Annotated in this window: 16 protein-coding genes; all 16 read right to left on the reverse strand. The window is 26.3% G+C overall.

Features of this window, described 5'->3' with window-relative positions; translation table 11 throughout:
- Positions 1–4 precede the first annotated feature (4 nt).
- Positions 5–646, reverse strand: a complete 642-nt coding sequence (locus F553_RS11610) for an RAMP superfamily CRISPR-associated protein (RefSeq protein ID WP_051081840.1) — start codon at positions 644–646, stop codon at positions 5–7.
- A 13-nt stretch (positions 647–659) separates the two neighbouring features.
- Positions 660–2,315, reverse strand: a complete 1,656-nt coding sequence (locus tag F553_RS0102255) for a Cas10/Cmr2 second palm domain-containing protein (protein WP_018998818.1) — start codon at positions 2,313–2,315, stop codon at positions 660–662.
- Between the two features lie 92 nt (positions 2,316–2,407).
- Positions 2,408–4,333 carry a hypothetical protein gene (locus tag F553_RS0102260; protein WP_018998819.1) on the reverse strand — a complete coding sequence of 642 codons (1,926 nt, stop codon included), beginning with the start codon at positions 4,331–4,333 and terminating at the stop codon, positions 2,408–2,410.
- Positions 4,334–4,371: 38 nt separating this feature from the next.
- A complete protein-coding gene (locus tag F553_RS0102265; protein WP_018998820.1) occupies positions 4,372–5,031 on the reverse strand; it encodes a TM1812 family CRISPR-associated protein in 660 nt (219 codons plus the stop codon).
- Positions 5,032–5,167: 136 nt separating this feature from the next.
- Positions 5,168–5,386: a hypothetical protein gene (locus tag F553_RS0102270; protein WP_018998821.1), complete on the reverse strand. Its 219-nt coding sequence runs from the start codon at positions 5,384–5,386 to the stop codon at positions 5,168–5,170.
- 474 nt (positions 5,387–5,860) lie between these two features.
- Positions 5,861–7,096 carry a hypothetical protein gene (locus tag F553_RS0102275; RefSeq protein WP_018998822.1) on the reverse strand — a complete coding sequence of 412 codons (1,236 nt, stop codon included), beginning with the start codon at positions 7,094–7,096 and terminating at the stop codon, positions 5,861–5,863.
- Positions 7,097–7,119: 23 nt separating this feature from the next.
- Entirely contained in the window at positions 7,120–7,773 is a 654-nt protein-coding gene (locus F553_RS0102280) for a DarT1-associated NADAR antitoxin family protein (RefSeq protein WP_018998823.1), read from the reverse strand.
- Between the two features lie 175 nt (positions 7,774–7,948).
- The gene (locus F553_RS0102285; RefSeq protein ID WP_018998824.1) at positions 7,949–9,058 is read right to left on the reverse strand and encodes a hypothetical protein; all 1,110 of its coding nucleotides are present in this window, start codon (positions 9,056–9,058) and stop codon (positions 7,949–7,951) included.
- A gap of 168 nt (positions 9,059–9,226) precedes the next feature.
- Entirely contained in the window at positions 9,227–9,397 is a 171-nt protein-coding gene (locus F553_RS12490; protein ID WP_018998825.1) for a hypothetical protein, read from the reverse strand.
- A 201-nt stretch (positions 9,398–9,598) separates the two neighbouring features.
- Positions 9,599–10,159: a hypothetical protein gene (locus F553_RS0102295; protein ID WP_018998826.1), complete on the reverse strand. Its 561-nt coding sequence runs from the start codon at positions 10,157–10,159 to the stop codon at positions 9,599–9,601.
- Between the two features lie 119 nt (positions 10,160–10,278).
- Positions 10,279–10,782, reverse strand: a complete 504-nt coding sequence (locus F553_RS11615; RefSeq protein ID WP_018998827.1) for a CAP domain-containing protein — start codon at positions 10,780–10,782, stop codon at positions 10,279–10,281.
- A 69-nt stretch (positions 10,783–10,851) separates the two neighbouring features.
- The gene (locus F553_RS0102305) at positions 10,852–11,361 is read right to left on the reverse strand and encodes a hypothetical protein (protein WP_018998828.1); all 510 of its coding nucleotides are present in this window, start codon (positions 11,359–11,361) and stop codon (positions 10,852–10,854) included.
- 745 nt (positions 11,362–12,106) lie between these two features.
- On the reverse strand, positions 12,107–12,988 hold the full coding sequence (locus F553_RS11620; protein ID WP_018998829.1) for an LPP20 family lipoprotein: 882 nt from the start codon (positions 12,986–12,988) through the stop codon (positions 12,107–12,109).
- 108 nt (positions 12,989–13,096) lie between these two features.
- A complete protein-coding gene (locus F553_RS0102315; protein ID WP_018998830.1) occupies positions 13,097–13,618 on the reverse strand; it encodes a hypothetical protein in 522 nt (173 codons plus the stop codon).
- Positions 13,619–13,751: 133 nt separating this feature from the next.
- Positions 13,752–13,946, reverse strand: coding sequence for a DUF295 domain-containing protein (locus tag F553_RS0102320; protein ID WP_018998831.1), 195 nt, complete (start codon positions 13,944–13,946; stop codon positions 13,752–13,754).
- A gap of 202 nt (positions 13,947–14,148) precedes the next feature.
- Positions 14,149–15,033 (reverse strand): CsgG/HfaB family protein, encoded by an 885-nt coding sequence (locus F553_RS0102325; RefSeq protein ID WP_018998832.1) that lies wholly within the window; start codon positions 15,031–15,033, stop codon positions 14,149–14,151.
- Positions 15,034–15,079: the final 46 nt, after the last annotated feature.

Below are 15,079 nucleotides of genomic sequence, written 5' to 3' on the forward strand. Positions count from 1 at the left end.
TATACTATATAACTCTATTTTTTAATTTATTAAGAACTTCATTATATCTATCTTCATTATTTTCCCATTTACAATAGATTTCCCCATAACCACGATTACGTTTTGCTCCTACAAATCTTAAATTTTTCAAAGCTAAAATTAAAATCAATAAATTTTCATCTGTATCTTTTACTAATTCAATTGCTCCTTCAAACTCTGTTCCTTGATCAATAACTTGCATATTATATAAACTAGTAGATTTTGCCGTTCCTGTTTCTTTATCAATTGCTGTTTGAAATCGTATATCTGTATATAATTCCAATACACTTTGTTTAGTAAAAATTCCTTTATATTGATTATTCAAATACTGCCAATCTTTACACATCTGCTCATAATTTGGTAAATAAAAATTCTCCATACGAATATTAGATTCACTATCACTTATTCCAAATAATTCATCTATCTCTTTAATCGTTATCCATTTTTCTTGACTAATTTCTGCCATCTCTAAAGCACTTTCATATAAAAGTCCTTTAAATCTCTTAGCAGGAAAATAAGGCATTCCATATCGGTCATGTATTACTTGTGTATCAATTGTTATATCCGACTTATTTGTAGCTAACAATAATGATGATTTTGCTATTATTTTTATTTTATATATCCCCATATCATTCACCTACTTATAATCTACTGTTCAATGAAAAATCAATCAATTCAATTGCATCAACATATCTAGTCTTTAACATTTTTTCATTTGTCATATATTGCCAAAAATCATTTGCCACAACATTTTCTTTTTGTAATTCACTCTTTAATATATTTTCTACTTCTGGACAATTTTCTAAAAACCTAACAATACTATGATTATCTTCATTTAAAACATTTCGTAAATCTTTAATTTTATTATTCGGTACACTTTTTATTTTTTCTATCAAAGAAAATAAATCACTTATATTACTTTTGTCTTTTTGTTCTTGTGTTACACAATATGGACCATAATGTAAATAGCCTTCTGGTGCTTCATATTGCTGTATACATAACTGTTCTAATGTAGGTGACATATCTCCATGTAATATAGCAAAATCTACAAAACTTTCATCATTTTGACGTGATTTTTTCTTAGCAGAACCACAAAGCTGTTCTGCTAATTCATAAGCTCTATAAAAAGGATATTTCGCAGGAACTATAGCTACCCCACCACAACAACTCATATTACTATTTATTCTCATACTTGTATTATTAAAAATTTTCTTAATATAATTTTGAGCATTAATATATTGTACTTCGTCCAATAAATATTCTTTACTGACAATCTGAATAAATCTTTTTGCATATTCCATGCCTAATCTTCCTGCACAAACAAAAGTAACATCATCTCCACCTATAATAATCGGTCTAATAGGTAAGTATTTATTTTTTATCTTATTCATATCAAGACTTTTACTATAACGATTTTCTTCAATATCCTCTATTACAGATTTTAATAATTCACGAAAACCTTTTTTTACAATTTCAGCTGTTCTTAATGATAAAGTTTTACGTTCTTGCATATTTGTACATGAAGCAAATTTTATTCCCATATTATTGCCATCTATATGAATAATACTCACATAACTTTCGCCATCTTTATAACCTAAATTATCAAACTTGCTAACAAAATCATATTTATTTTTCAATATATCTTTATATTCTTCTTTTAAATTCTCTGCTACTACATTATATGCACTTGATTTTGCTACTATTTCTGCTGATACCATTCTATTATCAAATTCATAGATAATATTATTTTTTACCCTACCTTTTAAATATTCTGCTGTTTTCCCACTATAATCACATTCTAAAGTAAAACCAACATAAGGCACATCAACCTGAGGCAAAATAATATTTTGATTATCTTTTAACTGCTTATATAAAAGACCTAAAGATTTTTGAAAATGTTCATTGTCTATATTTAATTCACCAATCGCTGCACCTGTTTTTAATCCTGGTGCCTTTATTAATATCTCTTTAGTCCAACTACCCACTATTTGCTTGCAAAGTTCAATAGTATCTGTATCTTGTTTTCTTACCAAAATAATCATGTTTCCGCCACCAATATAAGCAACTTCACATTCAATACTATCATCTTCTAACATTTGTATATTTTTCACTTCACTCCATGAAAATTCAGGCATTTTTAAATTAAAGCTAGGTAATATTTTATTTACCATTAAATCACTAAAAATACTATCTACAAGATAAGAAGCACCAATATTAGTTTTTAACCTATTACAAGAAAAAACATATTTCTGTATAGAACGTGTATCCAATAAAATTGCCCCTACTGAATTTAACATACACATTACTCCTATCAAATTAATAATTATTTCATTATATAAATATGTAAAAAAAGCCGGAGTGCCCAAAGGCACTCCATATATAATTATTACTAAAGATCTTCTTCCAAAAAACGTCTAAAATATCTCAATCCTGTATTTTCTTCTTTAACTGTTGCATATACATCTTTTAAAATTTCTTTTCTACGTTTTCTACCAGTATCATATTTTATATTTAAATAATCTGTTATAAAGGCTATTGCTTTATGCACTATTTTTTCATTTGGTTCTAAAACATATTTTTTATCTGTAGCTTTATCTATATAATTAGGATTTTCCATATCAGGAATATTTTTATTATAAAATGCTATAAACTCAATATCATCTTTTACATAATCATATAATTCTACATCCTCATGACCTCTTCTTTTAAAATCTAATACAATATATTTAAATATATACTCAAAAAAAGTTTGCGATGATTTCGATAATTTATCTTTTATCTTTTCATAAATATCTATATAAGTAAAAAACTTTTCTTTAACAATTTCAAAAGATGGCTGTCTTAACGCTTTACGTTCTAATATAGAATATTCTTTTTCTTCTTCATTTATTTGTAAAATATTTATAATAATTTTTTCTTTTAATATATTTTTTATTCTAACTAAACAGCCCTCTATTCTTGGCAACTTTATTTCTATATTCTTTATTTTATTTATATCAATACCTTTCATATTTTTTAATTGTTTTTCCAAAGCATTTTTATTCTTTATACTTCTATTGACATCTTTATCATTACTACTACTATAATCTATTTTATAAAAATTGTTTATTATACTACGTACATTTTCCTTTAAAGCTTCTAAATCTTGTTTACTTTTCGCTTTAATAATATAATCAACTTCATCTCTAGATGTTCCTTTTGAAAATTCTTCTTTACGTATATAATTATATATATCATTATTTATTATCTTATCTTCATCTAATAAATCTATATACGATAAAATATTTTTTAATAAAGAATATTTTATTGTATGATAATTAAACACTTTTTTTTCATTAAGATTTTTTATCACTTCTTTAAAAAATTCTTTATCATTTTCAAATAATTCTTTATATAAAGTTTTTACTTCTTCTTTGGCAATTTTTATTTGTAAATAATACTGACTATTTTCTTCTTTTAAAGAAGCAACAACCACTTTTAGCATATAATTAAAATATTGTTTACTAAATTCAGCTATAAAAGAACCTATTCTCCCTGTTTCTTTATACTTTTCAATATTATCATTTAAAATTTCTTTTACCAATTTAACATATTTATCTGCTCCAGCCTCATAGAAGGTTAATCTTTTATTATAATAATTTAATCTTTTCAATGCACCTAAACGCTGCTTAGCAAAAATATCATAATCTTTATCTAGACTTATTAAAATCTTAAAAATATCTAATTGTAATTCAACTTTTTTTGTATTATTTAAAATTCTATCAGCTATACCTTGTACATATATTCTTACTTTTTCTTCTAATTGAATTTTTTTCTCTCTTATTTCTTTAATTTTAGTTTTTACTAATAATTCTAATTTTAAATAATAATATTTTTCAAATATTGCTAAAAATGACGTTATCTTATTTTCTTGTTTATACTCTGTTATAAATTGCTTTAAACTTTCTTTTATACAGTCATCAAACACATATCTATCAATGCTACTTAAATATACATCATCATTTTGCATAGATAATAATTTTAAAGCTTTTTTTCTAGATTTAACAAAAATATCATAAACATTATCTAGTCTTAATAATTGATTCCTTATTTTTAACTCAATATCTTTTCTTTCTTTTGTTGTAGAAAATCCTTCAATTGAATATTGTAAATATATCTTTACATTTCCCTCTAAACTATTTTTTAATTTCTTTAATTTTTCTTTATCTATTTTTATATCTTTTTCTTCTTCTAATTCTAAATTTTCTTCAACAATCTTTTTACTTTCTGTATATTCAGCTTTAATAATTTTCTTAGAGTCATTTGTATTTCCCATATACAGTTCCTCCCTAAAAAATCAAAGTAACATCCTCATCAATCATTTATCAATAAATCTAAGGCTTTATCTAGTTTATGTTTTTGTCCAGATTTAGCATTGCCCGCAATAGCATTCAAATAAAATAATCCTGTTATATCATAAATTCTAGATTTACTTGGATCTTTAGCTTTTTCCTCAGCTGTCTTAGCTCTACTAAAACCACTATATTTCTGTGCATAAATTATAGTATCCACATCTACATTTCTAGCAGCTTTTTCAGCATAAGCTACAGCTACAAATAAACTAATAGAATATGGTTTCATACCAAATGTAACATCTACAAACAACTGGTCATTATCATTAATCAAAATTGCTACTTGTTTAAAAAATCTATTAAAAGTTAATGAATCAAACTCTGTAGTTAATGGAATTTCTTCAAATTTAAAATTTACATTACGTTCTTGAAAAATTTTTTCTACTTCTTCTCTATACTTTTTATAATTCATAGTAGCATTATTTTGTTTACCATTAACATCTTGTTCCACCGCTGTAATCACAATTACTTCATCATTAGGTTTAACTTTATCATCAATAACATATGTTAGTGGAAAATCATATCTGTTTTCACTTAATTCAAAATCGTCACTTGTGTAATACGTTGGATCTTCTGGTCTTAATGGGGCTAATAACATTGTAGATAAAAATACTTTTCTCATTTTAAAATCTCCTTTATTTTCTTAAATAAAACATCTCATTAATATCTATTGGTTTTAATTCTACCTATATTATAAAAAAACCTCTTTAAGTCTAAAAATTTACATAAAACCACCTCCTTTCTTACTCTTTACAACTTTACTTATCGAACTCTTTTTTTATTTCTTTGATAAGATTATATTTTATTATGAGCTCCAAAATATATGGTCCAAGGAAATAAATTAATATCAAACCAGGAATAAGAATAATCCATCTACTTTCAATCAGAAAATGAGCTATGCCACCAAAAAGAATACCAGCTAATATCATTAGCGAAACTTGTACAAGAAACCATACTAGTCCAAATAATGTTTTCATGATTCTCACCTCATTTTTCTTTATATATATAATATCCACCACTAAAAACAAAATCCGGCATAAAAAAGAAAAATTTTTATAAAAAAAAGACATAACTTTAAAATATATCAAAGTTATGTCTTTTCTTATTCACTTTGCAATTAAGCATCACTTGTTAATATTAATCAATAAAATAACATCACTAAAAAGCAAACAACATATCCAGCCTATTACATCATATCAATAGATGGACTCAAGAGAGACCGTACAATGTTAATGCTTAACTACTAAAATAAGTAACTAAATTATGGAAACATAATAGAGAGACCGTACAATGTTAATGCTTAACCGCAGTAAAATCAATATTCTTTTTCTTCATTATAGCTTATCAAGCCTTATTTTTCAAGGTTTATAAAAAAATTACCAACTAATATTAATTTTTAAAAGTTCTTTATCTATAAGCTTTTATCCATTTTAGCTGGTAATTTTTATTTATTAATCAATTAACTTATTTAGATTAAAGCCATCATTATTTTTCACGGCTTCATATACGTTAACCTTTGCTATACTATCATGAATTTTGATGTAATGTTTTATTTTAGCCATTAAATCTTTATTTTCTGTTCTTATAATCAAATTCGGAATTATATATTTTTGCAATAAAACAACAAATTCAGCATATAAATCCTGCCAAGTATTATTTAAATAATTTTCAGGCTCTTTAAAAACAATTATTTTAGGTTTTGCCCATTTATGACCACAAAAGAAATATCGTTCTAATAAGATTTTAAAATCCACAAAGCATCGTAAATCTCTAGGAGCATCTGTCATATTAATTTTTTTATTTAAGTATTTATAAACAAGATAATATTCTTCATTTGAATCTTTTTCAATACTATCTACTACTTTATCTAAAATATCATAAAATTTATTAATTATATCTTCGTTAATACCATAAACTTCTAGATTTTCTCTATCAGATACATCATTTATCAAAGAAACACTATTTCCATTTGATACAAAACAAACTTCTAATACTCTTTTATATAATTTTTTCTCGCTATAAGTGAAGTCTTTTCTATAACCATTTGTTAGGATATCACAAATACCCAACGACTCCATGTTCATTACTGCATTACTTTTATTTGAAACTTTTATTTCTATGCATTGACGATCCTCCTGTATAAATCTTTTTATCTTATCATCTTCAATAAATTCTATTTGCATATCGCTATTTTCAAAAGAAACCTTAGGCATAAATTCTCTTTTTATCTTTGTTTTAACTATCTCTATGAAACTTTGCTGTAATTTATTATGTAATAACTGGTTTATCTTATCTAAATAATCTTTGATATTTATTTGTTTTGCTATTGATGATTTCTGATTTAAGATAGTATCAAATATATTTAAAATCTCTCTAATTTCTTCTTCTATAGTATTATACAAACGAACTTTTTTTCTAAGCTCTCTATCAAATTTATTAAATAAATATAACTTATTTGTATTTGATAAAGAATTAAAACTATCATTTTCTGTACATATTTCAACAATTTCAAAGGCTCTATGCTCATATAACTTATCTACATAATGACTCAATAAGATATCGCTACAAAAAATCACATTACCAATAATATCAGAAGGTACATTTTTTGAAGTTAAGATAATTGTTATCCCTTCTAATTGCATGTCTGCTTTTTTTATCTTATCTACATTTTTTAATTTTATCTGCATAAGAAAACCTCCCATAGATAATATCAATCAACAAAATATACAATTTGCCTAAAACTATTTTTATCCTTTAATGCTTTTTCTAACAAATCATTTTTCTTTAACGCTACAAATAAAGCTACTGCTTCAGCCTGACAATTTAATGATTTTTGCGGATTAAATTCTATATCTGTAAATGCATCAAAATCCATGATTGCTTCTGCTAATTCTTTATTAGAAATTAAAGCATTTATATATAGCCAACTATAAAAAAAAGTTTTTGGTCGTGAAATAAATTCTTCTCCTTGAAAATTAAAACCTATTATAGAGCCACTAGTTTTTAATCTTTTATCTTTTTTAGCTTCTTTTGATGAAACATATAATAAATCAGTATATGGTCCACCTTTTTCAAAAACTTTACTTGCTTGAAAAGCTGCTTCTACCGAAAATAAATCTTCTCCATTTTTATTTTTTACCATTAAATTAAAAGCACTTAATGCAACACCTAATGGATTTTCCGATTTACTAGAGATTTCCAATATTTTACTATTGGGATTTGATACCATAAAAACTTCATGTAAACTTTTTATATTCTTTTGTTTTTGTTTTATGGAAGTACCCTTAGAATATTCAAAATCTATCATTTTACATTTACAATACGGTTTAGTATCTGAAACAATATAAACAGGTCTTTTTGCCATGATAAATACTCCTAATTATATTCAATAAAAATTTTTAAATATTCAATAATATACATACCTATAATAATAAATTCTTTTTTTATAATAAAATTCCTTTAAAAACATATGAAATATAAAATATTAAGCATGAACCATATATTATACAATTCATGCTTAATTATAATTTTTAAAAATATCAACTTATATTTTGAGATTTATTAGCAACCAAATTTACAAATTCAGCATTTGATATCGAAATATGATATCTATCTAAAGCATATAAAACATAATCTTCTATAAATATAATAATCGATTTTGGATTTAAAGCATATGATATATCTTTCATATCTTGAGAATACCATATTATTACTGTACCTTCTTTAAAATCTATTATTTCATCAGGCTCTCCATGTTCTTTTAACATTTCTTTTTTTACATTTTCATATTGTTCTGATGTTAGTTCCTTTATAAAAGGCATGTTTATTGCTATCAATCCATTGATATAAGTCTTAACCGTATGTGTATACTCTGATATCTTTTGGCCATATAACGAACTAAATTTTTCTGATGTTTCTATTTCCCTAATATATATATCCTTATGTTCAAATAATTCCTTTGTTTTAACCCTAGGTTCTATAAACTCTAGTTCTGGTTCATATTCGCCTCTATGGTATGCCTCTAAATCTTCTATAAGTTTGCGTTTTTCTTCTTCAGTAAGCTCTTCTTCACCATATGGAGCACAATCATATATATATCCATAGTCATATGTTGTTTCATATTTCTCTTCATCTAAATTTATCATAAGCTTTATTAAATCAATAATATCTATTACTAAATCATATTTTCTAAAATATCTTAAAGCCTCAAAGATACATTGCATATTATATTTATATAAAATTTTAGTAATTTCTTTAGAGTTTAACGCATATAAATCAGACTCTACACGCCAAACTATTGTAACACCGTTTGTAAAATTTTTTATCTCATCATATTTACCATATTTTTGAGATAATTCTTCTTTTAAATTTTCAAATTGTTCAGGTGTCAATTCTTCAGTAAAAATATACTTTTCTGCCATTGCACCACCACATGAACAGCATTCAACACTAAAAACATAAGGCAAAATAGGATAACCAAAAACTGTTTGGGATGATATCTCTTTCCTCATAAGATATATTTCAAATTCATCTTTAAAAAAATTCTTCATATAATATAATTTAAAATCATTACATGGATAATTTTTATAATCACAATATTCAATAAAATCAAAAAGAGATGCAATTTTAGTTGTTGTTTCTTTAGTCATAATAAAAATCCTTTCAAAATAAAACTATAATCATAAATTCTCATTACATATTCCTAAAAAATCAAAACACAACATAAAATTTAAAAATCTTATAAAAATACTAATCATGAACTACATATTTATATAATTCATGCTTAATATAAAGATATATAGTAACTTATACAAATATTAAATTACACTTTTAGGAATATTAGTAATAATATTTATAAAATCAATAATTGATATGGATATATTATATACAGCTAAAACATCTAAAACATCATTTTTTATAAATATTGTAACAGGTTTTGAATTTAAAGCATATAATCTTTTTTCATCTTCAAAATACCAAACAATCACTGTTTCCTCTTTAAAATTCTTTATTTCATTAGGTTCACCTTTTGGGGGATATTTCTTTTTTACGCTCTCCTACTGTTCTGATATCAATTCTTTTACAAAAGATATATCCATTGCTATCATTCCACTGCCCTCCACATTAATTGCTAATGTATACGGTACAGCCTCTTAAGCATATAAAGGACCAAAATCTTTCGGAGACTTTTAGCAAAAAAGTATATATTCAAAGTTTTGAGCAATCCTTTCATCTTCGTAATCTTCTGGGGTTTCTTTATCTAAAGAAATAACTACATTTACAAAATCCTCTATTTCCATTGGCAAATTAAATGAATCTAAAATTTTTATAACACTATCTACTTCAACAATAATAAAAGCACTTGAATTTAGCATATACGCCCTTTCTTTTTCATCAACAACAAAATACCAAATCGCCATAGTATCTTCCTTATTTTTTTTTATTTTATCGGGTTTACCAATATTTTTTTCTATACTTTCAAATTGTTCATCTATCAATTTATGTTTAAATGGCAACTGAATTACTATCATCTCACTATCACAATTGTAAAACCTAAAAGCAAAAGGCATAAGCTCTTGACCACTAAAACTCTTTTTTAATGATTTTTCTTTAGCAATACCCAGTTTCATACTGTTTATCATACTTTCTATACAGAATGATTCGATTTGATTATATATATTAAATTCATAACCCGCAGATTTTATACGCTTTATCATTGATGTAATTACAGGTGTCATTTCTTTTTTCATAACAAAATTCCTTTCAAAACATACAATCACGAAATAAATATTTAATTTTTGGCATAGGCTATATAAAACTATAACCTATGCCTAGGAGCAACATTTATGTTAATTAGAATGGAGGCAAATTAATCTGAAAATATCTGTATCCAATAATTATTATACTGACTATTAGGCACATAAGCATAACCTACACCTATATAGCGAAATTTAGGATTTAAGATATTTTGTCTATGTCCTGAAGAATTCATCCAGATATCTACTACTTCTTGAGGCGAACTAGCACCAGCTGCTGCATTTTCACCAGCTGTCATATAATGGAATTTTCTTCTATCTAATACCGTATAAAACTGACTGCCATCAGGACGAGTATGAGCAAAAATTGTCGCCAATTCATTAGCTCTTATATCCGACCTGCTACATAAATATGGATTTAATATCAATGGTCTTACCCCTGCTTTTAATCGTTCTCGATTGACAAGGTCTACAACCGATTGAGCATAATTTTTATCCGTATTAGGTTCATAAACATAATTAGATGTATTGGAATAATTATAATAATAAACTGGACTTGCCATACATACAGAGCTGAACATACATAAGGAAACAATCAATAAAAAAATTCTTTTCATGAAAATCCTTCCTCTCTTTTAATGTATTATTTATAGACATTTCCATCAAAACAAAATTATATATTTTTTTTAGTATTGACTAACAATACAATTTATAAAATCTTTAATTTGCATAGATGATTTATATTTTTTTAATATATCTGCATCATCTTGTCGAAAAAACTGCGTTATTGATTTTGAATTTAAAACAATATCTATATTTTTTTTATCATCTGTATACCAAATAGTTATTGTATTATCTGCTAATTTCTCCATTTTATCTGGCTCACCAAATTCTTTTATCATCTCTTCTTTTACATAATCGTATTTTTCAGCTGTCAATTTATGTGCAAAAGGTTCATCTATTGCTATCATCTTGCCTTTATCATTGTAAACAATAATTGTAAGTGGTGCATAATCTTGTCCATAAATACTTTCAAAACCTTTTTCTAAAGGCATTTCAACTTTTATAAGATTTAATCCTAATTCTTTTACTTCTATACTATCTATTTTTGCCATATCTTCAGTAGCAGCCATACTAACACCACTTTGTAAACAAATTACAATCGCTAAAACCCAAGCCATCAATAATTTTTTCATAAATATCTTCCTCTCTTTTAAATCATTATCTTATTATATATATCTCCTGTTTTTTCCAAAATTCGGCATGGTTTTTAAAAATTTTTATAAAAAAAAGACATAACTTTAATTTAAGTTATGTCTTTCTTTCATTTTACTGCTAAGCATCACTTGTTAATATTAATCAAAAATTCACCATAAATACATTTAGCATAATTCTACAACCTAAATCACATTACACATTGTTAATGCTTAACCATTCTTTAAACATAATGACTGGACACGTGGATACAGCGACGAGACCGTACAATGTTAATGCTTAACCACAGTAAAATCAATATTCTTTTTCTTCATTATATCTTATATATCCTTATTTTTCAATCTTTCATAGAAATTTTACCAGCTGATTTCAGTTTTCTACCTATTTTTTTAATGCTTGATATTATAGGCTTTTTACTTTTTCGGCTGGTAAATTTTTATTTTGTTTCAATCTCTTCGAGCAAAACTCGTATTTCTAATGAATAAATACCAATCATCATAATATCTGCAATATACTCTACCGCTTAAATCTCTTATCCATAATAATTTCTCCCTTCTTATTTTTTATCTAATTTATATTTCTTTATCTCTTTCTACTATATATATCTCCTCCTTCTTCTAAAATTCAGCATGATTTTTTTAAGTTTATAAAAAATTAAATATTATTTTTGATAAAATAATAGCCCAATGAAAATTTCATCAGGCTATAGTTTCAATTCAATATCTGTTAAATCTCGAACATTACAGCGTAATTGTCAAGAAAATGGCTATATCTATTTTCTGCTAATATTCTATCTGCATCTTCTACGGAAATTACTACATCACATTTATTAGCCACACGTTGACGAACTTCTACAATGTCGACTACAAGAGGATTACTGCCCGCACGAGAAGTTCCCATGCGTACCTTATCCCAGCCTTGTGGTCCTTGAGCATAACCGACAACACCATAATCTATTGCATATTTTTTATCTACATTATATACACCATAAATAGCTCTACCCGAAGTATCATAAATAGCAGGGCAAAAAGTTCTGACAAGACCTGCACCTCTAGCTCTGATTACAAGACCGGTATAATTGCCATTGAGTTGAGTAGATGGATTATATGCTGGACTAGGAGCTGGCACAGGCACTTTTTGATTATTACCGATTACATTATCAAAAACCACTTGACCTAAACTTCCCACACCATACATTGGCACAGACATTGTAACTCGATAAATGCCATCTTCAGGGATATATTCTTCATCTATTACTCTAGCACCTCTGATAACGCCACTAATTTCTGAATGTATAGTATCATTTAAAGTCATAGACATTTCTACATTTGTTTCTGAATCAATAGCTACATCTTTTACTGTTTCTAATAAATTACGTTGAGCTTCTACAACTGCTGCTCTTCTTGCCATTAATTTTGCTTGACCAAATGGTCTATTTTGCGGTAATACACCATAGCCATCAGCTGTTATTGTTTCAGTCTGCGTATAAGCTGGATTTTGATATTGTGCCGATGCCTTTATAGGTGCAAAGTAAGTATTAACTGGTAAAATACCAGCACCAAAACTAAATAAAGCAACACTAGTTAAAACTATTAATGTTTTTTTCATAAAAATTCCTCCAGATCTATTTACAACTAAAACAACATTTATGTATAAAAATCATGCACTCTAAAAATCGCTAAAAATTTCTAAAGTGCATGATTTCATACAATCCTATTATTTATTATTAATATTTAAAGATTTTATTTTTTCCAATGAACTAAGCTCATCTGTATCCAGAAAATTGAAATCTAAATAATAAATACCTTCTTTACTTAATGCAACAAGCTTATCATCATCTTTCCAACCTCTCATTTCACCTAATATATTATTTTCTTGTTTTGCTACTATTTCACCAAGTTCTTTATTCATAATCTCAGTTACTTTGTCAAATTCTTCATCGGTCAATTTTTCTGGAAAACAATATTGCATTATAAATAATTTATCATCACCAAAATATGCTCTAGCTTTTCTATCCATTTCTTGACCATATAAATTTATCTTCTTATCCAAGGTTATTTCGTATACTGATAATAATGGTGTTGTTGAATATTTTGTGGAAAATTCATGATAACTTTCACCCCATGATACATCTTTAAGTTGTTCTATCGCTTTATTTGAATTTTCACTAGCAAAACTTACTGTAGGCACTAATGCTACCATAGCTAATAATACAAAAGTAATAATTGTTTTTTTCATAAAAAATGCATCCTTTCTAACCTTTTAATCTAAATAAAAAACTAAAAGAATTTTGAGCATAAGCTACTATATGTAACTTATGCTCATGAAATACAAATAACTCTATATAAAATCAATTAAGGAGTACTAATTTTTACCAATTTCTTTCATAAGCAAAACAGCCTCGTCTTTCAGATGGATAATACCAATTATCATAATAACTGCAATATGCCCTACCATCTGAAGCTCTATTATATTCTTCCCAATGAATACAATCTGAACAATTTCCACCAAAAAATCCTTTAGGAATACAAATTTTAGTTTTGATTTCGTTTACTTTGTTTTTCATAATGATTACTCCAATCTTAATCACAAAATTTTAGTTTATTTTTAAGTTTTATATTTATTTATTTTTTAATCACCCTCTTTAATTTCTACTGTATATATTACCTAGCAAATCTAAAATTCGGCATATTATTCTACTCAAACTTTAAAAAATTTCGGTATAAGCTATGAAATATAACCTATACCGAAATTTCAGAGGAGCTTATTTATTCCCCTCTTCTTATTTTGTCTTTTTTCATTGGGGTTACATCACAATCTTTTATTTTAGCTATTGAAAGATTATTTCTTACTTCTTCAACTTTAACAGTACCTACATATTTTTCATCAACGCCAAGGATTTCTCCTGTTACTGGATGAACTATTGGTTCTGTTTCAGTATAAATCGTATAAATATCTCCTTCCTTTACTCCATCATCATATCCTAAATCAAAAGTTACAGTATCTTCATCTGTGTTAACTGCGACTACCATGCCTACTAAAGGATTCATATCATTCATCCTTTCTAAGACTTTATTAGCTACTTTTTCTGCTGCGTTATAAATAAGGCTATCGCGATTTACACTCATATGACCTGGCACTAAATCACTTTTGATAAAACTCTTTAAGTTATTTTTAGTAGCACTGCTATCAGTATCAGATATCATATCAGAACTTATTATGCGTCCAGTTGTGTTATCTACAATCTGCACCGAAACCGCTACCTTGCCTTTTAAACCTTCATAAGCAAAATTATTATATGGATTTACTTCTGCTTCTACAATTTTGCCCATCAAGGTATAATCGGCTCCAGATAAATTACCGATTTCTATAGCGGAGGAACTATCCACTACACCCGAATTTTGTAAACCTAATTCTTTAAAAATTTGGTCAAGATTACTACGTTCTACTACTGTATAATTCTTATTTTGCACTAATCCATTTTGAATACTTGATTGTAATTGTTCGCAAATCATCTTGCCATATCTACTGTTTGTACCGTCAATGAAATTACCTACTGCTACAGTTTTCATTGCCGCTTCACTTACAAGACTTGTACCTAAAATCATGACAAATACTGCTAAGCTGATAAATTGTACAAAATACTTTTTCATAATAAGACCTCCATAAAAAAAATCAATAAAAATTAACCATTAACCA

The sequence above is a fragment of the Megamonas rupellensis DSM 19944 genome (assembly GCF_000378365.1).
Classification (GTDB): Bacteria; Bacillota; Negativicutes; order Selenomonadales; family Selenomonadaceae; genus Megamonas; species Megamonas funiformis.